The sequence below is a fragment of the Arthrobacter flavus genome (assembly GCF_039526005.1).
In the GTDB taxonomy this organism is placed as follows: domain Bacteria; phylum Actinomycetota; class Actinomycetes; order Actinomycetales; family Micrococcaceae; genus Arthrobacter_D; species Arthrobacter_D flavus.
In genome coordinates this window covers 281,901-304,783 of sequence record NZ_BAAAIJ010000032.1, presented here as the reverse complement: position 1 = coordinate 304,783, position 22,883 = coordinate 281,901, and the positions used below count along the sequence as shown (strand labels likewise).

General features: G+C 63.5%; 21 protein-coding genes, 2 tRNA genes and 1 pseudogene. 6 read left to right on the top strand and 18 right to left on the bottom strand.

What is annotated here, in order from left to right; all coding sequences use genetic code 11:
- Positions 1 to 137 precede the first annotated feature (137 nt).
- The 5 genes and pseudogenes from ABD059_RS08990 to ABD059_RS08970 all read right to left on the bottom strand — a co-directional run bounded on the left by ABD059_RS08990 (position 138) and on the right by ABD059_RS08970 (position 2,700).
- Positions 138 to 548 carry a DUF1129 domain-containing protein gene (locus ABD059_RS08990; protein ID WP_343879170.1) on the bottom strand — a complete coding sequence of 137 codons (411 nt, stop codon included), beginning with the start codon at positions 546 to 548 and terminating at the stop codon, positions 138 to 140.
- Positions 545 to 889 carry a PadR family transcriptional regulator gene (locus ABD059_RS08985; protein WP_343879168.1) on the bottom strand — a complete coding sequence of 115 codons (345 nt, stop codon included), beginning with the start codon at positions 887 to 889 and terminating at the stop codon, positions 545 to 547. The genes ABD059_RS08990 and ABD059_RS08985 overlap by 4 nt, the downstream gene beginning before the upstream one ends.
- A gap of 68 nt (positions 890 to 957) precedes the next feature.
- Positions 958 to 1,197, bottom strand: a pseudogene (locus tag ABD059_RS08980) (Tn3 family transposase); the annotation flags it as partial.
- A gap of 220 nt (positions 1,198 to 1,417) precedes the next feature.
- Positions 1,418 to 2,458, bottom strand: coding sequence for an SRPBCC family protein (locus tag ABD059_RS08975; RefSeq protein ID WP_343879167.1), 1,041 nt, complete (start codon positions 2,456 to 2,458; stop codon positions 1,418 to 1,420).
- The gene (locus ABD059_RS08970; RefSeq protein WP_343879166.1) at positions 2,455 to 2,700 is read right to left on the bottom strand and encodes a hypothetical protein; all 246 of its coding nucleotides are present in this window, start codon (positions 2,698 to 2,700) and stop codon (positions 2,455 to 2,457) included. Before ABD059_RS08970 ends, ABD059_RS08975 begins: the two co-directional genes overlap by 4 nt.
- Before the next feature lie 59 nt (positions 2,701 to 2,759).
- Here ABD059_RS08970 and ABD059_RS08965 point away from each other — a divergent pair, with 59 nt between their 5' ends.
- Both ABD059_RS08965 and ABD059_RS08960 read left to right on the top strand, forming a co-directional pair.
- Complete coding sequence (locus ABD059_RS08965; RefSeq protein WP_343879165.1) at positions 2,760 to 3,503, top strand: SDR family oxidoreductase; 744 nt, start codon at positions 2,760 to 2,762, stop codon at positions 3,501 to 3,503.
- 132 nt (positions 3,504 to 3,635) lie between these two features.
- Positions 3,636 to 4,265 (top strand): TetR/AcrR family transcriptional regulator, encoded by a 630-nt coding sequence (locus tag ABD059_RS08960; RefSeq protein WP_343879164.1) that lies wholly within the window; start codon positions 3,636 to 3,638, stop codon positions 4,263 to 4,265.
- Between the two features lie 504 nt (positions 4,266 to 4,769).
- On the opposite strand, the gene ABD059_RS08955 is transcribed toward ABD059_RS08960, so the two are convergent.
- The 5 genes from ABD059_RS08955 to ABD059_RS08935 form a co-directional block, all read right to left on the bottom strand.
- Positions 4,770 to 4,843 (bottom strand) — tRNA-Ile (locus ABD059_RS08955).
- A gap of 108 nt (positions 4,844 to 4,951) precedes the next feature.
- Positions 4,952 to 6,148 carry a glycosyltransferase gene (locus ABD059_RS08950; RefSeq protein ID WP_343879163.1) on the bottom strand — a complete coding sequence of 399 codons (1,197 nt, stop codon included), beginning with the start codon at positions 6,146 to 6,148 and terminating at the stop codon, positions 4,952 to 4,954.
- Between the two features lie 58 nt (positions 6,149 to 6,206).
- A complete protein-coding gene (locus ABD059_RS08945; RefSeq protein WP_343879161.1) occupies positions 6,207 to 7,100 on the bottom strand; it encodes a DMT family transporter in 894 nt (297 codons plus the stop codon).
- A gap of 45 nt (positions 7,101 to 7,145) precedes the next feature.
- Positions 7,146 to 7,790, bottom strand: a complete 645-nt coding sequence (locus ABD059_RS08940) for a CDP-alcohol phosphatidyltransferase family protein (RefSeq protein WP_343879159.1) — start codon at positions 7,788 to 7,790, stop codon at positions 7,146 to 7,148.
- Positions 7,791 to 7,862: 72 nt separating this feature from the next.
- Complete coding sequence (locus ABD059_RS08935) at positions 7,863 to 8,669, bottom strand: phage holin family protein (RefSeq protein WP_343879157.1); 807 nt, start codon at positions 8,667 to 8,669, stop codon at positions 7,863 to 7,865.
- 346 nt (positions 8,670 to 9,015) lie between these two features.
- Here ABD059_RS08935 and ABD059_RS08930 point away from each other — a divergent pair, with 346 nt between their 5' ends.
- Positions 9,016 to 10,185, top strand: a complete 1,170-nt coding sequence (locus ABD059_RS08930) for a multidrug effflux MFS transporter (RefSeq protein ID WP_343879214.1) — start codon at positions 9,016 to 9,018, stop codon at positions 10,183 to 10,185.
- Positions 10,186 to 10,215: 30 nt separating this feature from the next.
- Here ABD059_RS08930 and ABD059_RS08925 read toward each other — a convergent pair whose 3' ends face one another.
- The 6 genes from ABD059_RS08925 to ABD059_RS08900 all read right to left on the bottom strand — a co-directional run bounded on the left by ABD059_RS08925 (position 10,216) and on the right by ABD059_RS08900 (position 17,873).
- Positions 10,216 to 11,685, bottom strand: a complete 1,470-nt coding sequence (locus ABD059_RS08925) for an SDR family oxidoreductase (protein WP_343879155.1) — start codon at positions 11,683 to 11,685, stop codon at positions 10,216 to 10,218.
- Between the two features lie 87 nt (positions 11,686 to 11,772).
- Positions 11,773 to 11,848, bottom strand: a tRNA-Asn gene (locus tag ABD059_RS08920).
- Between the two features lie 89 nt (positions 11,849 to 11,937).
- On the bottom strand, positions 11,938 to 13,884 hold the full coding sequence (gene dnaG, locus ABD059_RS08915; protein WP_343879153.1) for a DNA primase: 1,947 nt from the start codon (positions 13,882 to 13,884) through the stop codon (positions 11,938 to 11,940).
- 89 nt (positions 13,885 to 13,973) lie between these two features.
- Positions 13,974 to 15,275, bottom strand: a complete 1,302-nt coding sequence (locus ABD059_RS08910; protein ID WP_343879151.1) for a deoxyguanosinetriphosphate triphosphohydrolase — start codon at positions 15,273 to 15,275, stop codon at positions 13,974 to 13,976.
- Positions 15,259 to 16,440 (bottom strand): tRNA dihydrouridine synthase DusB, encoded by a 1,182-nt coding sequence (gene dusB, locus ABD059_RS08905; protein WP_343879149.1) that lies wholly within the window; start codon positions 16,438 to 16,440, stop codon positions 15,259 to 15,261. The genes ABD059_RS08910 and dusB overlap by 17 nt, the downstream gene beginning before the upstream one ends.
- A gap of 50 nt (positions 16,441 to 16,490) precedes the next feature.
- Entirely contained in the window at positions 16,491 to 17,873 is a 1,383-nt protein-coding gene (locus ABD059_RS08900; protein WP_343879147.1) for a YibE/F family protein, read from the bottom strand.
- Positions 17,874 to 18,018: 145 nt separating this feature from the next.
- Here ABD059_RS08900 and ABD059_RS08895 point away from each other — a divergent pair, with 145 nt between their 5' ends.
- Genes ABD059_RS08895 through ABD059_RS08885 form a run of 3 tightly spaced genes read left to right on the top strand, consistent with a single transcriptional unit; the run spans position 18,019 to position 20,468 of the window.
- Positions 18,019 to 18,771, top strand: a complete 753-nt coding sequence (locus ABD059_RS08895) for an alpha/beta hydrolase (RefSeq protein WP_343879145.1) — start codon at positions 18,019 to 18,021, stop codon at positions 18,769 to 18,771.
- Between the two features lie 30 nt (positions 18,772 to 18,801).
- Positions 18,802 to 19,632 carry a DUF1295 domain-containing protein gene (locus ABD059_RS08890; protein WP_343879143.1) on the top strand — a complete coding sequence of 277 codons (831 nt, stop codon included), beginning with the start codon at positions 18,802 to 18,804 and terminating at the stop codon, positions 19,630 to 19,632.
- Complete coding sequence (locus ABD059_RS08885) at positions 19,629 to 20,468, top strand: lysophospholipid acyltransferase family protein (protein ID WP_343879141.1); 840 nt, start codon at positions 19,629 to 19,631, stop codon at positions 20,466 to 20,468. Before ABD059_RS08890 ends, ABD059_RS08885 begins: the two co-directional genes overlap by 4 nt.
- A 69-nt stretch (positions 20,469 to 20,537) precedes the next feature.
- Here the strand turns inward: ABD059_RS08885 and ABD059_RS08880 are convergent, their stop codons facing one another.
- Both ABD059_RS08880 and ABD059_RS08875 read right to left on the bottom strand, forming a co-directional pair.
- Positions 20,538 to 21,491 (bottom strand): GNAT family N-acetyltransferase, encoded by a 954-nt coding sequence (locus ABD059_RS08880; protein WP_343879139.1) that lies wholly within the window; start codon positions 21,489 to 21,491, stop codon positions 20,538 to 20,540.
- Positions 21,491 to 22,879, bottom strand: coding sequence for a glycine--tRNA ligase (locus tag ABD059_RS08875; RefSeq protein ID WP_343879137.1), 1,389 nt, complete (start codon positions 22,877 to 22,879; stop codon positions 21,491 to 21,493). The genes ABD059_RS08880 and ABD059_RS08875 overlap by 1 nt, the downstream gene beginning before the upstream one ends.
- Positions 22,880 to 22,883 lie beyond the last annotated feature (4 nt).

The following is a 22,883-nucleotide window of genomic DNA, read 5'->3' as shown; positions in this document are numbered from 1 at the left end:
TGCAGACATACTGCCAATCTCACTTTCAGTAGAAACCTCAGTTTAAGAGGTCCCACTGTCCGAAATCCCTAGGCCGCTCAGATCGCATCGGTAAGTGGCGTCGTTTTCGTAGCGCTTCATGGCCCGTAGGGGATTTTTCAGCGGGTGTTGGGTGCGGAGTGCGGGGCGGCGTGTGGTGCGCGTTTGAAGGTCGTGACGATGAAGCTTGTGGCGGTACCGGCCAGGATGAGGGCCAGCGCCGGCCAGAGCATGAAGGGGCCGGTGTAGTCCCTGACGTTGATGTCGAGGAGCGGCTTCGCAAGGAGAGCGAACACCGTATACATGACGGCGATAATCACAAGAATCGCCAACACACGGTTCTTCCGTTTGGTCTGCGCTGGCCGTTGTGTCGTGTATTGCTCGGCATATTCGGTCGGCGTCCCGAAGTGGTCCACCGGATCCTCACCGGCCGGGGTGTGCGCCCGAACTTCTGCGAGTATGTCAGCAATGTCGCTCTCGGGGGTTCCTCGGTAGCGCAACTCAGCGGTCAAACTCTGCTCGTACTTCATGATTGGACTACTCCTAGGGTGGAAAGGTTCTTGAGGGTCTGACCCATGTCCTGCCATGCCTTGGTTGCGGCATCGACCAGGCGGTCCCCTTCGGTGGTCGTCGTGAACATCTTGCGTCCTGGGCCGCTCTGGCTGTGGTCCCATGCGGAGCGCACGAGGCCCTGCTGTTCGAGTCTGGCCAGTATGGGATAAAGGGTCCCGCCCTTTACGTCACTGAAGCCTTGAGTGCTCAAGAGCTCGATCAGGGCGTAACCGTGTGTCGCTTGCGGTTTCAGTGCAGCGAGGATCGCAATGGGTAGCGCCGATCGAACTACGCCCTCTACTGTTAGATCCCTTGCCATATCTAGATAGTACCTCTATATAGGTAGCACATCTAGGGTTGCGTGTGAAAAATGTCGAATAGCCGATGCTAAGGTCTTGCTGGACGCCTTAGTGGCCTATATTTGCCGGGTTTGATCTTGTCGGCGTGTGGTCAGGTGTAATCGCCGGTGAGATTGATGTGTTCCCATCCCATGGGCGAGAGGAATCGCAGCAGTTCCGGGTCAGTGGCTTTGCCGTCCTTGTCCAAGGTCGTGATGGTGCCGTCGAGGTACACGGTGTTCCAGAGGACGATGGCTGCGGTGAGTAGGTTCAGTCCCGATGCTCGGTAGCAGGTGACTGGGTGTCTGGACCTTAATACGTGTCACAGTGATCTGGCCGCAAACGATCGTTTTTGGGCGTTGCGGCTTGATGTGTGAACCGCAACGGTAAGTGGCGTAATTTTTGCATCGGTAAGCGGCCGATGTGACCATGTACGCATTGAACTTCTTCACCGTGTGCTTTGATCGCGCGGACTGTCCCTGATGTGCATTGCGGTGTGATGGCTGTGCTTAGCGGAAGGCCCGACTGATCGTGTCCCTGATCTGGGTGACCATGATCCAGGTCAGGAACCGCCGAAGCGGCAAGAGCACAGGGCCCAGGAGGCGTTGCCATCCTTGGCGTTGCGCCCAGGTCATGGTGATAGTCAGGTGTGTTCCACCCGTGGCCGGCGCCAGCTCGAAGGTCCTGGTCATGGGCGGGTTGGTAATCGAGTCCGGGTACGTGAGGAACCAGCTGATCCTACTCGGGGAAGTCATATGGAGGACCTTAAGTGTTCGACGACGAAACTTCTCGTGCACCTTGAGTGGTTTGCCGTCCGGGTAGGTCATCGACGCATAAATCGTCCATGCTGCGCCGGCCTTTGCCGCCTCCCCGCTGGATCCGTGGTTCTCCGCTGTCGCGGGTGAGGACACAGTTTCATCAAGAGTGGGCTCGACGGTGCCGGCCATGGGGTCCCATTCCGGTATACGTTCTGGGTCGGATAAAAGCCCCCACACGTCGTTGATCGGAGCGGGGACGAATGACTCATTCCCTACGGTGCACTCTCCCCGTCGACGCGACCGGGTTCCCTTGTTCTGCACGGGAGGTGTTGATGGGGTGTCCAGTGCGGCGATCACCATGGCCGGCGTCGTGTTGAGCTGCTCGAGGAGGTCTGTCACGACTCCACTGGGCTCATCGAGGAGCTCACGTAGAACCGCGGCAGCGTCGGCTGTCCTGCCTTTGTCACCGGCTCGTCCGATGAGATCCCGGGCACGCTTGGACAACTCGTATCCGCCGGCCTTAGGGAGGACGATGTCCCCAGCCGGCGGCAGGGACGCGTTGATACCCAGGGATGCTATTTGTTCCTTCTGGTATTCCTCCACCGCGGTACGGCCCGCGTCGATGGTGATACCCAGGTCGCGAAGGACCCGGCCGGCGGACTGACCGCTCAAGGTCAGGGCGAGGAACAGGTCCTGAAGGTCTGCCTCCCGCAAACCCCTCCGCGACGCCTCCTCCATCGCCGCCAGTGACAATGACTGACTGGTCGTCGCGTACCGGGTAAATCTGCTCATGTTCGACTCCTGATGGTGAGAAGTGAAGGATCAACGCGCTTGGAGTACTTCTTATGAACTGCTTGTCGTGTGACCCCTAGTGCGTCCGCAATCGTCTGCCAGTTCATGCCCGAGCGAAGCGCGGCCTCGACCTGACGCAGCTCCAATGCATCTGCGAGAACTCGGAGCGATGCCACCGCCCGCAGACCAGCACGCGGATCGGTTATATCCGCTGCGACATCTGCGACCTGCGAAGACTCCATAACGTCAACCTAAGTTGCTATGAACGGGTCGTTCATTTCTGGGTAGAGAAGAGATAATCATGAGCACAACAGCGAGCGCCGGTCGCATCGCCCTGGTCACTGGCGGTTCCGGTGGCATAGGTCAGGCCGTCGTCGACCGCCTGGTCGCGGACGGCTTCTCAGTCGCCGTGCACTACGCCCGGAACCAGGCGAAGACCGACGCCATCGTCGAGAACATTGTCGCGGCAGGCGGGTCGGCGATCGCGGTTGATGGTGACATCGCGGACGAGAACGCGATGCGAACGGTGTTCGATCGAGTAGAGGACGCCTTTGGTGGCATAGATGTGGTCGTGAACACGGCGGGCATCATGATGCTCGCACCGATCGCCACGCTCCACCTCGACGACCTCGACCGGATGTACCGCACCAACATCCGCGGAACCTTCGTGGTGTCCCAGCAGGCTGCGCGGCGGGTCCGCAAAGGCGGCGCCATCGTGAACTTCTCTACCACTGTCACCCGCACGAGCTTCCCCAGCTACGGAGGTTACGTCGCCTCGAAGGCAGCAATCGAAGCACTGACCTTGGTCCTGGCGCGCGAGCTCCGCGGCAAAGACATCACCGTAAATGCGGTGGCCCCCGGCCCCACTGCCACTCCACTGTTCTTCGACGGCAAAGACAAGCGGACCATCCAGAACCTCTCCACGGCCGCACCGCTCGAGCGACTCGGCACCCCCGATGACGTCGCCGAGATCGTCGCTTTCCTGGCTGGCCCCGCTCGTTGGGTTAACGGCCAAGTAATCTTCGTCAACGGGGGACTCGCCTGACCTCGCCCACCCCAACCCGCACGATGCTCGAGTACGAGTACGAGTACGAGGCGAAGTATCCTGGACCCATCGCCCGTCTTATCCATAGCTGATACCTTCGAGCGCCCGACGCTCCCCATTGCAGGGACCACCATGAGCACCAGCACTAGCGGCACACCGAACCCGTCCCCCGACGGCGCTGTTCGACGCGGCCGCGGCCGACGCCCCGCGGAAGACGTACGCGCTGACGCCCTGCACACGGTCGGGAAAATCCTGCTCCACGAAGGCCTCACCGGTCTCACCTTTGAACGCGTCGCCCGGCAGGCCGGTGTCAGCAAGACCACGCTCTACAAATGGTGGCCTTCTACCGGAGCTCTGGCACTCGAAGGCTACTTCCACAGCGTCGAGGTCACACTGACGTTCCCCGACACCGGAGATATCCGAGCCGACATCACTACCCAACTGGGCAGCTTCGTGACGCTGATGACCACCACCCCAGCAGGCAGGCTGCTGACGGAGCTGATTGGTCAGTCCCAGACCGATCAGGACCTCGCAATCGATTACCGCCGGCTGTACTCCTCTCATCGCAGGCAGATTGCCGCAGACCGTTTCACTATTGCTCAGAAGACAGGCCAGATCAGGGCCGGCGTCGACGTGCGAGTTCTCGTCGATCAACTCTGGGGTGCCGTTTACCACCGCCTCCTTATCCCCGACGAACCCGTAACCGAGGCATTTGCCATTGCGCTCGTTAACAACCTCTTCGACGGCATCACACCTCGCTGACCAAGAAGCCAGACCCCGATGCCCACCTACGTCGTCCACCCAGCGATCCGGCGGACGATTGAAATCACCGTCGGATGGCGCGCTGGCAAACCAGGTGGATCGAGAGAGAGTGCCGCTGTGCCGGATTGTTGTGGACAGGTTCGAGACCGCAAGGGCTGTTCGAATGATCTTTGATGCCCAGTCATCGCGAATGGAGCGCCTATCTCACCCGATATCTTGAAGCAGCACCGGCCTTCACTGCTCGGGAAGTGACTCTTTGGCAGGACAAGGCCTGACCACCCAGGACCACCCTAAGAGCACCACTTCCCGGCAAAGGTACTGATTCCCACCCTTCGCGGGGGAAATGCTCCTGAGGCGGCGGCTAAGCTAGCGGCTGCGCGAGACGAGCTCGGATTCCAGCGGGTTACCTCTCACACCTTCAGGAAACTGTAGGAACCATGCTGGAAGATTCGCAAAGCAAAGAGCCCCTGATCCGCGTTTCCGCAGATCAGGGGCTCTTTTTAGTAGGGCTGCTGGGGCTTGAACCCAGGACAAACGGATTATGAGTCCGCTGCTCTAACCAGCTGAGCTACAGCCCCAAGCCGTGATCGCCGAAGCGACCATTTCAGTCTAACGACACCGCAGCATTCTTACGACACCGCAGCAATTGCCTAACCTGCCCGTGGCGATGCCCGGTGGGTGGCCCGTCAGACAGCCTCGGATTCCAGCAACTCGCCGTAGTACAGGCCTTCGAACGTTGCGAGGGTGGCCGTGAGCGAGTGGACATCGACCATCGAGCGGCTAGCCTTGCCCATCCGGTCCTGGCCATCGGGCGGCAGGCTGAGGATCTGGGTAATCCGACCGGCAAGCTTTGTACTGTCGTTAGGCGTGAACAAGTAGCCATTGACGCCGTGATCCACCAAGTGGGGAAGTGCCATGGCGTTGGCGAGCAGGACGGGGGTGGAAGCGGACATCGCCTCCAGTGTTACCAGTGACTGCAACTCGGCCGTTCCGGGCTGGCAGAACAGTGCCGCACGGAGATACGCCTGCCGCAGCTCCTCGTCGGTGATCAGTCCGCGGAAGACCACCCGTCCCCCAAGACCCAATCGGGCGACCTGCGCCTGGAGTGCGGCTTTCACCTCGCCACCACCCACAATCTCAAGGTGGACGTTGAGTGCCGGAGGAGTCTTGGCGACCGCGTCAATCAGGACATCAACATGTTTCTCTTCGGCGAGCCGACCGACGAAGAGCACCGTCGGGTACTCCCGGTGCCCTAGCGTCTCCCCGGGCTGCAACTCGTAGGCGGCTGAGTCGATGCCATTCGAGAGGGGGACCACTTTCCGAAGGAACGCATGATCATGCATGGCCTGGGCGGCCAACGGGGTTGGCGTGGTGACCACAGCGGCCTTGCCCATGACCTTGCCCATGTCACGCCAGGAGTTCTTGGCAACAATTTTCTTGAACCACTCGGGGAAGGGCAGAAACGGGTTAAGGTTCTCGGGCATGAAGTGGTTGGTGGCAACCACCCGGATTCCGCGCTTCACTGCCTCATAGAGGGTGTACTCCCCCACCATGTAGTGGCACTGGATGTGCACAACGTCGGGCTGCACCCGGTCGAAAAGCATGCTGAGGTCGCGTTTGATTTCCCAGGGGAGGCAGATTCGCCAGTAGTCGTGGGTGGGAACGGAGTGCGACTTCAGCCGGTGCACGGGCCATTCACCGCCGGCCTCGGTGAAACTTTTGCCGTTCTCGGTGCTGGGAGCCAGGACGTGGACATCATGCCCGCGGGAATGCATTCCTTTTGCCAGTCGGTAACCGAACTGCGCCGCCCCATTGATGTTGGGCGGGTAGGTCTCTGCTGCGATCAGAATGGTCAAAGGCAATTTATCGGCCGGGTGGCTCACTGTGGTTTTCCTCTGTGGGTGACTGGCGGATCAGGCGGCTGGACAGAATGAGTCTCAGCTAGCGCCGACGTCGTACTTCCTTCTGGCGTTGCACCACATCTGGGTGATGCCGGGACAACGCAATGACCCCCACAATAGCAACCAACGCCGCCATTCCCATGGCAATTGCGATGACCGATTCCACGTCGGGTTCCAACTCGCCCAGGATGACGATGCCGATGGCGATACCCACAATCGGATCAATCACCGTCAATCCAGCGATCACCAGGTCCGGCGGACCCGTGGCATAGGCGCTCTGCACAAACCACGACCCAAGGCCAGCAGCTACGGCAATCGCCACCAAAGTGTAGGGCGGTACATTCAGCAGGAACCGCCCGTTGGGGTCCAACAGGTGGGTAGCGATGATCTTGGTGAGCACCGCGACAAAACCAAACAACACCCCTGCCCCCAGAATGTAAGCGAAGGCGCCCAGCCGGCGACGGAACATGACCGCAAGGGAACCGAACACCGCGACCGCCACCGCCAGGAGGAGCACGGTAACGAGTTCCTGCTCCGGCAACACCTCATGGTCTTTACGGGTCACGTTGACGGCGAGCAGGACGAACAGCGCACTTCCGCTCACGCACGCAGCGATAGCGACGACGGTGGCCCGGTTGATCCGGATGCCCTGGTCCTTGGAATTGACGACCGTGGTGATCACCAGCGCGATGGCGCCGATCGGTTGCACCACGGTGAGACTTGCCATGCTGAGCGCGATCACGTTCAACGCCATCCCGATCCCGAGGAGGATCAGGCCAAGCACCCAGCGCGGATTGCTGAGCAGCCTGACGAACCCCTTGGAGTTCAGGGACAGACCGCCGGTATTGGACCTGACGGCGCTGCCTTGGCGCTGCGCTCCGACGGCGAGGAAACAGGCACCGATGAGAGCCAGGAGGATGGCTAACCAGACCATGCGCCGCCCTTCGGGCAGCGGGTGAAACGAGGGGAATGGGGACGGCTAGGGAGCATCAACGGCCCCGGGTCGGGCTGTCCCGTCGGACCTACCGTCCGAGCGGTACTTCCGGTGCGCCGCTGTGAAGTACCCGTAGAACGCAAGAAGATGTCCAATACACCCCAGCACCAGCAGGACGTGAGCGGTGATGAACAGCCATGGCTGGTCAAAGCCCGGGACGCGGTGCAGCAGGAGCATCGGCGATCCGATGAGCAACAGGGCGGTGCGGATCTTCCCGATAGTGGTGACCGGTAGGTGGAGCGGGCCGCGGAAGAGGATGAGGGCGTTGACGATGAGAATGGCATCCGGAATGACGATGGCCCACACCAGCCATGCGGGGGCAATATCATCCACCACAAAGACCACCGCGATAACAATCAGCGCCGTCCGGTCCGCGATCGGATCGAGCCATTTGCCGACGGTTGACACCTGATTGAACCGGCGAGCAATATACCCGTCGATCCAGTCGGTCGAGCCAAGAACCACGAGGGTGATCACGGCCAGGGCGTCCTCATCCTGAACGATGAGGTATACGAACAACGGGACCCCGAGGAACCGAATGACCGTGATGATATTGGGCAGCGTCCAGAAGGTCGCCAGAACGTCGTTTTCGCGTCCCGGTCTCGCGCCGGCCCCAATGAGTCTGATCACTATTCCCTCCCCCACTATTATGCAGGGAGAGCAGGCCCGTTCGGACCTGTGTGCGGATCGGGCGAGCGTCTCCTAGCGGGAAACCAGTTTCCGCACCATGACGATAATGGCGGTCACCGAACCGGCGACGACGGAGAGGGACTTCCACCGATCAGCCAGGGTGACGTTGTGTGAGTGTTCCCGGGGTGCGGCTGCAGCGCGCTGGGGCACGACCGCCTTGGCCTGGTCGACGAGACGGCTGGCACCGGTTTTCGCCGATGTTTTGGCCTGGTTCCACCGTGATTTGAAGTCCAGTTCGCGGCCCAGATCGTCGCGGATCTCGGCAAGGTGGTCGCGTCGAGTACCGGAGCGGCGTCGCAATTCGCCGTACGACGGCGTCGGCTCCTTGGGCTTGGCCTCCTCGGCCTTGTCCTTGGGCTTTTCTTCCTTGGGCTTCTTGACATCAAGGGTTGCCGGATCAAAGCTGCGACCCTCGCGAAGGACACCGATGTCATAGCGGATGCCGCGGATGGCTTCCTCCGGCAGCAGCGGCAGCGCCTTCTTGAACCGGGAGACACCGATCAGCGCGGTGATAGCGATGATGATGAGGAATACACCGGCAACCAGCAATGCCGCGAGCCAGCCATCCATGATGGTGGCTAGCCCGAGGATCGCTGCAGCGATCAGCGCGACAGCGAGGAAGGCCAGGAAGACGACCGCCACGACGAGGAACGCTGCTGCGATCCCAGCCTTGATGCCTTTCTGCTTCATCTGCTCAAGCGCCATGGTGACTTCGTCACCGAACTGGCGCGGTGTGAGCCTTCCCAGTAGCTTGATCAGTCCGAAGACTGATGGCTTGCTCGAAGTCCCTGTGCCACGTGTGCTAGCGGAGCTATCCATAGCTCTGCCTCCATCCCTCGTCTAACAAGTCGCCTGAGCGTACCTGCAAGCTGCGTAAACCTTTGCCTAAAATTACCATTGAGTAGCGAAAGCCGAATCTGTGTAAGCCTACTTCAATAGCAAGCACCCTTAGGGACTTCCGTTTGCCAAGGCAACCTAAGATAGAACTGACGACAGCGTGGTGCGTTGTCCTTCCCCCTTTTCAGACGAGAATCAGCGCGCCCCGCGCAATCATCTATTCGAGGCCCGCGGGCCACCCGTGACGCAAGGGTCAACCTTGGTCGGATAGGCACCAGTGAGCACAGTAATCCACCCCGGCGCTTCACTTTCCCGACGACAAAAGCTGATGTACGTAGTGATTCTCGGGGCCCTGACGGCGCTGGGTCCCTTCACCATCGACCTGTATCTTCCGGCGTTCCCATCGCTGCAGAGCGACTTAGGGGTCACCGAGGCTGCGGTCCAGTTGACGCTCACCGGTACCATCGTCGGATTTGCCGTCGGGCAGTTGATCGTCGGCCCGCTCAGCGACAAGGTGGGACGCCGGCTTCCCCTGATTCTCGCAACCAGCGTCCATATCCTGGCGTCGCTGGGTGCGGCCATGGCCACCGACATCACCACGTTGATGGTGTTTCGTGTCCTGCAGGGCGTGGGGGCTGCAGGCGGCGGCGTGGTTGCCATGGCGATGCTCCGGGACCTGTTCGGCGGCTATCCGCTGGTCAGGATGCTCTCCTACATGGCATTGGTCAATGGGCTCGCTCCCATTCTCGCTCCGGTGATCGGATCACAGTTGCTGCTCGTCATGCCGTGGCCTGGCATCTTCTGGTTCCTGGCCGGTTACGGGCTGCTGGTCATCCTTGCGGTGTCGGTGTTCCTGGTTGAAACGCTCCCCGCGGATCGGCGTGGCAGCTCAGGGGCCACCGCGCTGCAACGCTACCGGGCGGTTCTCACCGACCGGATCTTCATCGGCGTGCTGCTGGTGGGCGGGATGAACTTCTCCGGCCTGTTTTCCTATCTCTCGGCGTCCCCCTTTCTTTTCCAGGGCACCTACAACTTCAGCGAGCAACAGTACGGCCTGCTGTTTGCGGTGAATTCTCTGGGCATTGTGGCGGGCGTGCAGATCAGTGCCCGGGTGCTCCGCCGGATCGGCCCCCAGTGGGTGATGGTCTACTCCACCGCGACGATGCTGCTGATGTCCCTGCTGATCGTCCTCTTCGCCCAGCTGGGGTTCGGGCTGTGGGGGGTCATCGTGCCGCTCTGGTTCTACATCATGGCGGCCGGGTTCACATTTCCCTGCGTCCAGGTGCTGGCGTTGGCCAACCACGGCGCCCAGGCTGGCACAGCGGCGTCGCTGCTGGGCGCTGTCACCTTCGGCCTGGCCGGGGCGATCTCACCGGTCGTGGGACTTCTCGGGGTATCCGCGACGACCATGGGCGGCGTGATGGCGGTCTGCATCAGCGCCGGAGTGCTGTTCCTGTGGACTGTCGTCAGGCCACGGACTGTCCCACCCCTGGGCTAGGCAGGGGCGGGACAACCGTTCCAATCGGGTTTAGCTGCGCTCAGCCTTGCTGGAGATGTTGCGGGCCATCGACTTGAAGATGGTCCCGTGGAAGGGTAGCACGCCCAACCAGTACAGCCGACCGGGGAGCCCCTTGGGGAAGAACACTGCACGCTGGGTGTACTCGCTGCCGGTGCCATCGGGGCGCACCGACAATTCCAGCCAGGCACGGCCCGGCAGCTTCATCTCGGCACGCAGGCGCAAGCGCTCGCCGCGGACGATCTCCTCGACCCGCCAGAAGTCCAAGGCTTCACCTGTGAGTAACTGGTCGGTGTGGCGACGGCCCCTGCGGAGCCCGACACCGCCCACCAGCTTGTCCATCCACCCTCGCGCGGCCCACGCAACGGGAAGCGAATACCAGCCGTTATCCCCGCCGATTCCCTCAATGACCTTCCAGAGGCGCTCTGGGGAGGCTTTGGACTTGTAGACCTGCACATCAGTGAACACCGTGTGCCCAGCCCATTCCGGGTCGGTGGGCAGCGGGTCAGCTGCAGTGTCAACCCGTGAGGCTCCCGCCCAACTGGTCTCCACTTCTCCCCCCCGTTCCTTACCCAGCGCCAGATCGACCGCCGTGCGGTAGTCGGTCAACCCGCCGTCGGGCACCGGAATGTACTGGTCGATATCGTGTTCCGCGGTGATCGCGTCGTGCTGGAGCGACTCGATGAGTGGCATCGCCATCACGCGCGGAATGGGAGTGACGAGGTTGACCCAGTGGCCAGCCAACCGAGGTGTCAGCACCGGCAACGCCAGAATCTTGCGACGCCGCAAACCTGCCTCGACTGCATACTGGTTCATCATCTCGGCGTAGGAGAGCACGTTCCGGGAGCCGATGTCGAAGGTCCGGTTCAGGTCAGGGGGCAGTGTCAGCGCCCCGATCAGGTAGTGGAGGACGTCGCGCACGGCGATGGGCTCAATCCGGTTCAGCACCCACTTGGGGGCGGGCATCACGGGCAGCACATCGGAGAGGTGCCTGATCATTTCGAACGACGCCGAGCCGGATCCGATCACCACACCGGCCTGGTACGCGATGGTTGGCGTTCCGGATTCCAGGAGGATACGGCCCACCTCCTCGCGGGAGCGCATGTGGGTTGACAGTTTGACGTCCGCCGGGTGCAGTCCACCCAGATAGACCATCCGCACGACGCCGGCCGAGGTCGCCGCGCTCGACACCATCGAGGCGATCTTCGATTCCTTGGCCTCGAAGCCTTTGCCCATTCCCATCGAGTGCACCAGGTAGTACAGGGTGTCGACTCCGGCGCAGGCTTCCCGGAGCGACTCCTCATCTTCAAGGTCGCCCTCCACCACCTCCACCGAGGAACTCCAGGGGACGTCTTTGAGCTTCTGGGGTGACCGGACCAGCACACGGACCGTGTGTCCTTCGGCGACGAGGCGGGAAACCAGCCGGCCGCCGATGTAGCCGGTAGCGCCGGTGACTAAGATCAGTTTGCTGTCTTGTTCCATTGCTTCAGAATACGCTTCGTGCGGCGTTCTGCGTGACAAAAAGAAAACCCCTTCCCGCCAGCACGAAGCTGGTGGGAAGGGGTTTGGTGGCTCCTCCGACTGGACTTGAACCAGTAACCCTTCGATTAACAGTCGAATGCTCTGCCAATTGAGCTACGGAGGAAAGCAGCAGATACAACTTTACATACCAAGTGCGGGTAAGTGAAATTGGCCCTCTTAACTCTGTGAATACCGGTGGATCCCAGCGGAGCCTCAGTCGGAGCGAAGCTGGCGGCGGCGCATTTCCAGTTCCAAAAGGTCCCGCTGCAGCTGGACATACTGTTCGGGGTCGGCGGCGGCGTCGACGCGCTGCAGCTTCCCCTGCATCTCGGCCTTGAGCCGGGTGATCCGCAACTCGTAGAGCCGGTTCACGATATCCCTGCTGTAGAGGGCCAGCGCGTCCTCGGCCTTCGACGGCAGCGGCGTGACGGCCAGCTCCGTGACCAGGCCGCGCAGCACCTCAGGGACCTCCTGCCGGACCCGTTCCACCCACTGCGCCGGCTCCACCCCAGCGGCACCCGCAGCCTGCACAGCGTCCTTCAGCGCCGCGTACACGGGCACCGAGAACCCCGACTCGGCGAATCGTTCCCAGTGCGCCGGCTCGAGCAGATTCGGGTACTGCAGGACTACCTCAAGGACCTCGCGTTCCATCCTGCCGATCGGGTCTTTCGGATCCGGCCGGGGGAACTGCTCGACGTCGCCACCTGACTCAGCGCCCGCCGACCCGTCGGCTGCACCCTGGGCGGACGACGACGCAGTGTGCTCCCGTGATCCGCTCCCCGATCCGCCGCCGGCGCCACCAGCCACCCCGGTACCCTTCCTGGCCGCCGTCGCCACCGCCCGGGCCACCTGGTCCTCCCCCACGAACTGCATCCCGAGCCAACGGGACAACTCCCGGGTGTAAATGGACCGCAGTGACACGTCCCGGATCCTGGCAACGATCGGCGCCGCGTGCCGTAGCGCGTTGACCTGGCCCTCGCCGGTGGACAGATCGTAGTTGCCGAAGGAAGCCTTGATGGCGAACTCGAAGAGCGGCCTGCGGGAAGAGATCAGGCCGCGGACGGCGTCGTCGCCCTTGGCCTGGCGCAGCTCGCACGGATCGGCCCCGCTGGGCTCCACCGCCACGTAGGTCTGGGCAACGAACCGCTGATCCTCCTCGAAGGCGCGGAGGGCCGCCTTCTGGCCGGCCGCGTCGCCGTCAAAGGTGAAGACCACCTCACCACCGGAGCCGTCGTCGGAGAGAAGCCGGCGGGCAATCTTGATGTGATCGGCGCCGAAAGCGGTGCCGCAGGTGGCGACGGCGGTGCCGACCCCGGCGAGGTGGCACGCCATCACATCGGTGTAGCCCTCGACCACCACGAGCTGACGCGACTTGGCGATCTCCCGTTTGGCGAGATCGATGCCGTAGAGCACCTGGGATTTGTGGTAGAGCGAAGTCTCGGGGGTGTTGAGGTACTTGGGCCCCTGGTCCTCCTCGTAGAGCTTCCTGGCCCCAAACCCGACGGTGTCTCCGGTGATGTCGCGGATGGGCCAGATCAGGCGGCCCCGGAACCGGTCATAGATCCGTTGGGCGTTGTTGGCGGAGACGCTGAACATGCCGGTGAGCTTGAGCTCGTCCTGGGTGAAGCCCTTGCCGGTGAGGTGGGTCAGGAGGCCGTCCCAGCCCTGCGGCGCATAGCCCACCCCGAACTGTTCAGCGGCGGCCCGGTCGAACCCGCGGTCCTGCAGGAACCGTCGCCCCGCGGCTGCGCCCTGGGTGAGGAGTTGTTCGCGGTAGAACTCGGCGGCGATCTTGTGGGCGTCGAGCATGCGCTGGCGCCTGCCGATGTCTTCGCGGCGCGGTCCGGTTCCACCGTCCTCATAGCGCAGTTCGAAACCAATCCGCGAGGCTAGCTTCTCGACGGTCTCGGAGAACGAGGTGTGGTCCATCTTCTGGACAAAGGAGATGACATCCCCGCCCTCGCCGCAGCCGAAGCAGTGGTAAGAGCCCATCTGGGGGCGGACGTGGAACGACGGCGACCGCTCGTCGTGGAACGGGCAGAGACCTTTGTAGGATCCAACTCCGGCAGACTTGAGCGTTACGTAGCCATCCACGATCTCTTTGATGTCAGTGCGTTGGCGTACCTCATCGATGTCTTCGCGTTTGATGAGTCCGGCCATGAAAACAGTCTATGGCGTCACCGGTGCGGTAAGGTTCCGCGGGGCTCCGCTGTGCAGGAGGAGTCAGCCCTCGCGTTCACCACTCGCGTTTACCAGAGGGACGGCACCGGTCCGACGACCCGACGGTGGAGGGACAGCGCCGACGCATCCGTGAGTGAAGCCACCTGGTCGATCACCACCCGGAGCCGGGCGTCGTCGTCGGAGGCGTCCTTCCAATCAGCGGCGAAGGTGGGTTCGAGGAACCTGTCCCCCGCCGCGGCCATCTGCGCCACCAGGGAACTGAGTACCTCGCGCTGCCGTTCATAGACGGGTTGGCGCCGTTCGGAGGTCATGACGAAGGTGGTGGCGAGGCCCTTCATGACGGCGATTTCGAGTTCGGTCTCCTCGGGAACCACCATTTTGGCGTGGTACCGGGTGAGGGGTGCGTGGCCGTAGATGGCACGGGTAGCGGCGAGTGCGCTGAGGCAGAACCGACCGATGAGCTGGCTGGTCATGTTTTTCAGCGCCGCCATTGAGCGTCTGCTGCCGTCCGCGTCGCGGACCCACACATCGGTGGCTTCAAGCCGGGCCAGGGCGGCGTCGATGGCAGCCGGGTCGCTGTGTGGGAGATACCACTGCTGGGTGTAGCCGACCACCCGGGCGCGCGTGTCCGAGCTGGCCAGCTGCTTGAGCTGGAAATGGCCAGCAACAATTGCGTCTTCAACGTCGTGCACCGAGTAGGAAATGTCGTCGGCAAGATCCATCACCTGCGCTTCCAGGCAGGACTGGCCGGCAGGCGCACCGTCGCGAAGCCAGGTGAAGACCGGCAGGTCGTCCTCGTACGCGCCGAACTTTGAGGTGCGCTGCCCCTGAAGCACAGGTGCGTTGGCAGCGGTCCAGGGATACTTTGAGGCCGCGTCGAGGCTGGCGCGGGTGAGGTTGAGGCCGGCTGGGGTGCCGTCCGCCCGGATGACCTTCGGTTCCAGCCGTGTCAGCAGCCGCAGGGTCTGGGCGTTGCCTTCGAATCCGCCAACCGAGTGCGCGAGGTCGTTCAGCGTCGACTCGCCGTTGTGGCCGAACGGTGGGTGGCCGAGGTCGTGGGCCAGGCAGGCGGCGTCGACAATGTCCGGGTCGCAGCCAAGCGCCCGACCAAGCTCGCGGCCCACCTGTGCCACCTCGAGGCTGTGGGTCAGGCGCGTGCGCACGAAGTCGTCCGTGTCCGGGGCGACCACCTGGGTTTTGGCGCCGAGGCGTCGCAACGCCGAGGAGTGCAGGACCCGGGCACGGTCACGCTCGAAATGGGACCGGTGGGTGCTCTTGGCGGGCTCGTCCACCCACCGCTGCATGTCGGCGTCGGTGTACCCGGCTGTGACTGGCGCGTGCGGGAAACTGGGTTCAGCCACCTGACACATCCACTTCCGCGGCGGAAATGTCCGCCTGCTGTGCATCGTTGAGGGCTCGGGAACTCAGCCAGTCCTGGGGTAGGGAGGTCTTCTTGGGGCTGCCGGCACGTCCGCGGGGCCCCTCGGCGTCGGCGCCCGGGTACGGGGACTCGGCGTCGAGCTCGGCCAGCAGCTCACGCAGCACCTCAAGGGTGGGGACGGCGGCCAGTTTGGCGCGCAGTTCCCCACCCACCACGTAGCCCTTGAAGTACCAGGCCATGTGCTTGCGGATGTCCCGCAGCGCCATCATTTCGTTCCCGAAGGTGTCGACCAACAGTTCGGCGTGCCGGTAGACAGTGTCGGCGACCTGACCGAGGCCGGGCTGGTGCCGGGTGCTGTCTCCCTCAAAGGCGTTCATCAGGTCCCCGAACAGCCACGGCCGGCCCTGGCACCCGCGTCCGATGACGACGCCGTCGACGCCGGTCTGGCGGACCATGCGGATGGCGTCCTCCGCCGACCAGATGTCGCCGTTGCCCAGCACCGGAATGTCCGGCAGTGCTTCGCGGAGCTCAGCAATGGCGTTCCAATCGGCCTTGCCGGAGTAGAACTGGGAGGCAGTGCGCCCGTGCAGCGCCACCGCGGCGACCCCACTATCGCGGGCGATCTTTCCCGCCTCGCGGAACGTCAGGTGATCCTCGTCGATCCCTTTGCGCATCTTGATGGTCAACGGGATATCGCCCTTCGAGGCTTCCCGGACTGCGGTCTGGACGATGCCTGTGAACAGGTCAAGCTTCCATGGCAGCGCGGCGCCGCCGCCCTTCCGGGTGACCTTCGGTACCGGGCAACCGAAGTTGAGGTCGATGTGATCGGCGCGGTCCTCCTCGACGAGGATCCTGACCGCGGCGCCCACTGTGACGGGGTCAACGCCGTAGAGCTGGACGGAGCGGACCGCTTCGTCGTCGTCGTGCGAGATGATCCGCAGGGACTCGGGGTTGCGTTCCACCAGGGCCCGTGAGGTCACCATTTCGGAGACATACAGGCCACCGCCGTATTCGCGGCACAGGCGGCGGAACGCGGTATTGGTGATACCCGCCATCGGCGCGAGGACCACCGGGGTCTTCACGGTAATGTCGCCGAGCTGCAGCGGTGGCAGGTCCAGACGGGTGTCGGCGGGCAGGGTTGATACGACAGTCACGTGTCTATTGTCGCAAGCTGAAGCAAATCGGAAAGCGCAGCAACCCTCCGCTACTCGGCCCCGTGTGCATCCCGGTCCCGCCGCGACCGCCGGGTTTCGATGTCGCCGCCGCCCGGAGCGACACTCACGGTCTGGCCGCCGGCTGAGCTGGCTGCGCTTCCGGCCACCAGCTGACCCGGTGTCTGACCGCCTCCGTCGGCCGCAGCGTGCTGACGGATACCTACCGCCTTGACCACCAACACGGCGATCAGGGTGGTGGCGGGGATGGCCAATACCAGGCCGATCGAGCCCACAAGGGTGCGCACCACCTCCTCGGCGAGCTCTCCGCTGGTGAGGTTCTCCAGCAGCGTCCGGTCGTACAGCGAGACGAGGATCAGCAGGGGCAGCGCTGCACCAGCATAGGCGAAGGCAATGGTGTAGACCGTGGAGGCGATGTGGTCGCGTCCAATCCGCATGGCGCCGGAGAACAACCGCCGGGATGAAGTGTTGGGGGCCAGCTCGTAGAGTTCCCACACCGCTGACGACTGCGTGATTGTCACATCGTTGAGGACGCCCAGCCCGGAAATGATCAGGCCGCACATGATGATTGCGGAGATCGACACTTCCCCCGAGGAGTTGACCAGGGCGTAGGCATTTTCGTCGCCCACCCCGAAGAGGTAAATGGATTCGGTCGCCCAGGCCGCCAGCAGGGCAGTGATGGAGAGTCCGAACAGGGTGCCCAGCAATGCCGTCGAGGTTCTCGCGGAGAAGCCGTGGGCGAAGTACAGCACCCCGATCATGATCACCACGGATCCCACCAGGGCCAGCAACAGTGGAGGCTTCCCCTCGACCAGACCCGGCAAAATGAACTGCGCGAGCACCACCAGTGCACCGACCAGACCGATCATCGCCCGCAGCCCCCGCCACCGCGCAACCGCAACGACGACCACGGCGTAGAGGACGGCGAGCCACATCATCGGCACCGTCCTGACGAAGTCCATGAAGATGTAGGGGGCGCTGCCTCCCTGGATGACTCCGTCCAGGTTCAGGTACCGGATTTTGTCCCCGGCCTCAACCGCACCGGCACGGGCCAGCTCGGGTGTGACCTCCACCGGAACGAGGGCACCACCGGCGTCGGGCGCCGTGTAGGCGACCTGGCACTGCAGCGCGTCCCCGCCCGCATCGACGGTCGGCTGGGACGAGGGGCAGTCTTCTTCCGAGACTCGTTCCACCTGCCCGACGTCGATGGAAACGCCGTCGGCGGTGGCATAGGGATTGGAGATCGTGACGCTGCTGCGGTCACCGCTGGGCCACAGAAGCATCATGCCAATCACCGTCAGGACGCCGATCGGAACCAGGATCGCCGCAAGCAAAAGATTTGCGCGTTTTCGTGCGCCAATCGTTGCCGGGGTTGGCTCCGAATTGCCTGTGTCATGAGTGTGGCTGTGGCCCACGAGGTTCCTAGCTGTCCTTGATGAGATGCGACGCACTGGTTCGGTGCTTCATGGAATTCTACGCGGGGAAGAAACCGCCCCGGCCCGCGACATAAGCTATACCCAAGGTTTGGCACAACACTACGCAGCAGACGGAAAAGGGCAGATGAAAGAACGGTTTAGTGAATCGGATGAGGTTCCTGCCGGAACCGTTGCGCATGCCCCAGTGGTGACTGTTCGGCAGGCGACAGGACCGGTGAAGGGCGTGGTCCTGGTGCTTCACGGCGGCCGGGCGAACAGTTTCGAACCGGTCCGTGCCCGACACCTCAGTCCGGTGCGGATGGTTCCCTTCGCTGCCCTCGTTCACAGCCGCGGCAAGGATCACGGCCTGGCGGTGTGGTCCCTTCGCAATAGCGTGAGGGGGTGGAACGGTCAAGAAATGTCCCCGTTGCATGATGCGCGCTGGGCGCTGGCCGCGATCCGTGACCGGCATCCGGGTGTCCCCATCTATCTGGTCGGGCATTCGATGGGTGGCTTGGTTGCCCTGTGCGTGGCCGACGATCCCGACGTACGCGCGGTCGCGTCCCTGGCTCCCTGGCTGAGCGAGACCACTCCGGCCGATCCCGTCTCCGGCAAACGCGTCCTGATCCTGCATGGCGACTCGGACCGGTGGACCTCCCACCGGCAGTCCCTCCGCTATGCGCACCGCGCCCGCCCTCTGGCGACGGACCTGCACTACGTGACGGTCAGTAACGCCGGGCATTTCATGGTCAAGAAAGCACGGCTCTGGCATGAGCTCACCGCCTCCTTCGTCCTGCAGTCCTTCACCGAGGACACCGGAGCCGCTATCCATCCGGACGGCACCCTGCCCGCCCGCGATCTCCTGGTCGGCGACCAGCCCCTCTCCATCACCGTCTAACGGACCACCCCACTACCCTGAAGGTGAACGATGCCCGACTTCCCGTTTCTCAGCTTCCTCGGAGGCTTCGGCTGGGCGGCGCTCGGCGTCGTCGTGCTCCTCGCGGCCACCTTCGCGGTGGCCCAGGTGCAGAAGCGCCACTCGGTGATCGATACGGCGTGGGGGCTCGGGTTTGTGGTGATCGCAGCGATCACGTTCGTCACCTCCGCCCAGGTACCGATGGATTCAGCTGGCGACGACGCCCGCCGCTGGCTGCTGTTGCTACTCACCGCTGCGTGGGGGCTGAGACTGGCCGGATTCATCGGGTGGCGGGCCCGCGACGGCGCGGAGGACCCGCGGTACGAGGACATGCTGAGCGAGGCGACGGGTTCCCGCAACGCTTATGCCGTGCGAAAGATCTATCTGACGCAGGGCGTGGTGATGCTCTTCGTCTCACTGCCCGTTCAGGTGGGAATGTACGCCACCGGTCCCCTGGGCTGGCTGGCCTGGGTCGGTGCTGTGATCTGGCTGGTCGGGTTCTTCTTCGAATCGGTCGGGGACTACCAAATGGCCGCATTCCGGAACAATCCGGCGAATAAAGGCACCGTGATGGACAAGGGCCTGTGGCGCTACACCCGGCACCCCAACTATTTCGGGGACGCCGCCGTGTGGGTGGGTCTGTTCCTGGTATCGGCTGATTCCTGGCCAGGGGTGCTGACCGTCCTTTCCCCCGCCCTGATGTTCTGGACCCTTTCCAACAAGACCGGCAAGCCCCTCACGGAAAAGCGGCTCAGCACCCGCCCCGGCTACCGCGAATACATTGAGAACACCAGTGGTTTCTTCCCGCTGCCACCTAAACCCGGACGAGGTGCATCAACATGAGTCGACTGACCGAGAAAATCGGGCGTTGGCAGCCCCAGCCCAATGACCGCTTCTACCGCATGATCGTGCACACCGGACAGGCGCTCCGGTTTGTGTTCCGCGTGCGGGTCATGGTGTCCGGTCAGGAGAACCTCCTACCGGCGGGTCCACTGAACGGCAGGTCACGGCGCCCGGTCCCGGGCCAGGGAGCTGTGGTGGCGATCACCCACTTTGGGTACCTCGATTTCGCGTTCGCCGAACTGGTGCTGTGGCGGCATGCACGCGCCCAGATGCGGTTCCTCATCACCAAGGGGGCGGCGGCCCACTGGTTCGCCGGGCCCGCGATCAGAGCTGCAGGGCACGTGGTCGTTGACCGCAGCGCAGGCAGTGCCGCCTATCAGGGTGCGTTGGAGAAGCTGAAGGCCGGCGAGTATGTGGCAATCCTGCCCGAGGCCGGAGTAAGCCGCAGCTACACCGTCCGTGAACTGAAAACCGGTGCGGTCCGTCTGGCAGCAGAGGCTGGTGTGCCGATCCTTCCGATGTCCGTGTGGGGGTCTCACCGGTTCATGAGCCGCGGCCACAAGCTGTCCCTCAAAGCAATCTTCAGGGCACCCGTGCGGGTCCACATCAGTCCGCCGATCTGGCACAGCGCGGACGCCGACGTCGTCAGGGAGACCGAGCAGTTGCGGGCGGAACTGCAGGACGGCATTGACCGCGGTATCGCCACCTTCCCGCTGGACCCCGAGACCGGCGCATGGTGGCATCCCGCTACCCTGGGCGGTGGCGCCATGACCGAGGAAGAACGGATGGCGGCCGACGCCCACGACAGGGCCAGCGGGCGGCACGAGCGTCAGTAGTCCAGACGTGGGAACAGGCGGGCCCACGCGTCGCGGGCCCGCCTGATCTCACGTCGCGCCGCCCAGTCGCTAGTCGCTGACGACCAGGGTCTCGGGTGCGCTCACGCTCGCGCTTCCCACAGCCAGGAGCGGATCGATCACGTTGACGAGTGCGGTCATCGAATCGTCCACCTCGACGAGCACCGGGAACTGGTGCACCAGCATCGCCAGGAGAGAGGCCGCTGCGGCTTCCTGCTCCGCGGGGGCCAGCGTCGGGTCGTACCCCACCAGAACATCAGCCGGATCATCGGTCCGGGTCTGGGTGTAGCTGATGGCAAACGCGGCGATCCTGCCGCCGTCGGCCTGCGGCTTGTCCCGGAGGACCACTGCTCCCCCGGCTCCGGTGGTGTCGGCGAGTAGATACTGCTGGGCCTGGCCCAGGGTCATGTCCGCTGGATCCCACGCGTGCACCGCGTTGTACCAGGCGGCGACGGCGGTGGTCAGTTCAACCGATCCGGTCGCCGCTTCGTCCAGTTGCGGGCCACCAGCGTCATCGAAGACCGGCAGCGACAGCGCACCGGGCTCCATCTTGACGATCCGAGACCGCTGGATCTGCCCGAACCCTGACGCCGCAGCGAAGTCCCCGCCGGTACTGCCTGGAATCACCTTCGCCCGCAACTGGGTAGCGCCCGACGGCGATCCGCCCGCCTCGTGGCGCAGCATCGCCAGCAGGGTGGACCCGACACCGGTGCGGCGGTGGTCCGCAGCGACCTCAATGTAGGCCCACAGCCGCTGGTTGTGCAGCTTCGGTTCGAAGACATACGCTGCGGCGACCGGAACACCAGTACTGGTTTCTGCCGTGCCGGTTCCCGCTGAACCGGTTCCGGTCATGTCTTCGGCCACGATGCAGCGCAGCCATGGGGTGTTCGACGACGGGCGGAACAGCGCCCGGGCCTGTTCCACCTGCGCGTTCTCGGGTCCACCCCAGAGCTGGATGAGCTCCAGGTCGTCGCCGTCGCGCCATTCGCGGTAGTTCAGCGCCATCAGGAGCCGATCAGCCGTGCGGCGAGGTAGCCCTCAACCTTGTCCAGGGAGACGCGTTCCTGGGCCATGGTGTCGCGTTCCCTGATGGTGACGGCCTGGTCCTCGAGGGTCTCGAAATCCACGGTAATGCAGAACGGGGTGCCGATCTCGTCCTGGCGACGGTAGCGACGTCCAATCGCACCGGCGTCGTCGAAGTCGATGTTCCAGTTTCGGCGCAACTGCGCGGCAAGATCCTTCGCCTTCGGCGAGAGGTCCTCGTTGCGGCTCAGGGGCAGCACGGCAGCCTTGACCGGCGCGAGGCGTGGGTCAAGCTTCAGAACCGTGCGTTTGTCGACGCCACCCTTGGAGTTGGGGGCTTCGTCCTCCGTATAGGAATCCACCAGGAACGCCATGAAGGACCGGGTCAGTCCAGCGGCGGGTTCGATCACGTACGGCGTGTACCGCTCGTTGGTGCCCTGGTTGAAGTAGCTCAGGTCGGTACCGGAGTGCTTCGAGTGGGTGGAGAGGTCAAAGTCGGTGCGGTTCGCAATGCCTTCCAGCTCGCCCCACTCGGAGCCCTGGAAGCCGAACCGGTATTCGATGTCGGTGGTGCCCTTGGAGTAGTGGCTGAGCTTCTCCAGCGGGTGCACGAACAGCCGCAGATTGTCGGGCTTGATGCCCAGGTCCGTGTACCAGTCGAGGCGGTTCTTGATCCAGTATTCGTGCCACTCGTCGTCGGTGCCGGGCTCGACGAAGAATTCCATTTCCATCTGTTCGAACTCGCGGGTGCGGAAGATGAAGTTGCCCGGGGTGATTTCGTTGCGGAAGCTCTTGCCGATCTGGCCGATTCCGAACGGAGGCTTCTTCCGGGACGTGTTGAGCACGTTGTTGAAGTTCACGAAGATGCCCTGCGCGGTCTCGGGACGCAGATAATGCATCCCCTCCTCGTTGGCGACGGGGCCCAGGAAGGTTTTCAGCAGGCCGGAGAACTCCTGCGGTTCGGTCCATTCGCCACGGGTGCCGCAGTTGGCGCAGGCAATGTCCTTGAGGCCGTTCTCGGGGGCCCGGCCTTTCTTTTCCTCGTACTCCTCCTCAAGGTGGTCGGCCCGGTACCGCTTGTGGCAGCTCAGGCACTCCACCAGGGGGTCGCTGAAGACGTCCACATGGCCGGAGGCCTCCCACACCTTGCGGGGCAGGATCACCGAGGAGTCGAGGCCGACGACGTCGTCGCGCCCTCGCACCACCGACTGCCACCACTGGCGCTTGATGTTTTCCTTCAACTCGGCGCCGAGGGGCCCGTAGTCCCAGGCCGACCGTGATCCGCCGTAGATTTCCCCCGCCTGGAAGACAAACCCGCGGCGCTTCGCGAGGGAAATGATGGGGTCGAGTGCGGACTGGTTCTTGGCCAAGATG

Excerpts from the sequence above, each read along its gene's own strand:
- ABD059_RS08965 (WP_343879165.1), top strand. The coding sequence starts at position 2,760 with ATGAGCACAACAGCGAGCGCCGGTCGCATCGCCCTGGTCACTGGCGGT.
- ABD059_RS08935 (WP_343879157.1), bottom strand. The coding sequence starts at position 8,669 with ATGGATAGCTCCGCTAGCACACGTGGCACAGGGACTTCGAGCAAGCCA.
- ABD059_RS08880 (WP_343879139.1), bottom strand. The coding sequence starts at position 21,491 with ATGGCGCTGAACTACCGCGAATGGCGCGACGGCGACGACCTGGAGCTC.
- ABD059_RS08895 (WP_343879145.1), top strand. The coding sequence starts at position 18,019 with ATGAAAGAACGGTTTAGTGAATCGGATGAGGTTCCTGCCGGAACCGTT.
- ABD059_RS08960 (WP_343879164.1), top strand. The coding sequence starts at position 3,636 with ATGAGCACCAGCACTAGCGGCACACCGAACCCGTCCCCCGACGGCGCT.
- ABD059_RS08990 (WP_343879170.1), bottom strand. The coding sequence starts at position 548 with ATGAAGTACGAGCAGAGTTTGACCGCTGAGTTGCGCTACCGAGGAACC.
- ABD059_RS08890 (WP_343879143.1), top strand. The coding sequence starts at position 18,802 with ATGCCCGACTTCCCGTTTCTCAGCTTCCTCGGAGGCTTCGGCTGGGCG.
- ABD059_RS08970 (WP_343879166.1), bottom strand. The coding sequence starts at position 2,700 with ATGGAGTCTTCGCAGGTCGCAGATGTCGCAGCGGATATAACCGATCCG.
- ABD059_RS08885 (WP_343879141.1), top strand. The coding sequence starts at position 19,629 with ATGAGTCGACTGACCGAGAAAATCGGGCGTTGGCAGCCCCAGCCCAAT.
- ABD059_RS08985 (WP_343879168.1), bottom strand. The coding sequence starts at position 889 with ATGGCAAGGGATCTAACAGTAGAGGGCGTAGTTCGATCGGCGCTACCC.
- dnaG (WP_343879153.1), bottom strand. The coding sequence starts at position 13,884 with ATGGCCGGACTCATCAAACGCGAAGACATCGATGAGGTACGCCAACGC.
- ABD059_RS08910 (WP_343879151.1), bottom strand. The coding sequence starts at position 15,275 with ATGTGTCAGGTGGCTGAACCCAGTTTCCCGCACGCGCCAGTCACAGCC.
- ABD059_RS08945 (WP_343879161.1), bottom strand. The coding sequence starts at position 7,100 with ATGGTCTGGTTAGCCATCCTCCTGGCTCTCATCGGTGCCTGTTTCCTC.
- ABD059_RS08930 (WP_343879214.1), top strand. The coding sequence starts at position 9,016 with ATGTACGTAGTGATTCTCGGGGCCCTGACGGCGCTGGGTCCCTTCACC.
- ABD059_RS08925 (WP_343879155.1), bottom strand. The coding sequence starts at position 11,685 with ATGGAACAAGACAGCAAACTGATCTTAGTCACCGGCGCTACCGGCTAC.
- ABD059_RS08975 (WP_343879167.1), bottom strand. The coding sequence starts at position 2,458 with ATGAGCAGATTTACCCGGTACGCGACGACCAGTCAGTCATTGTCACTG.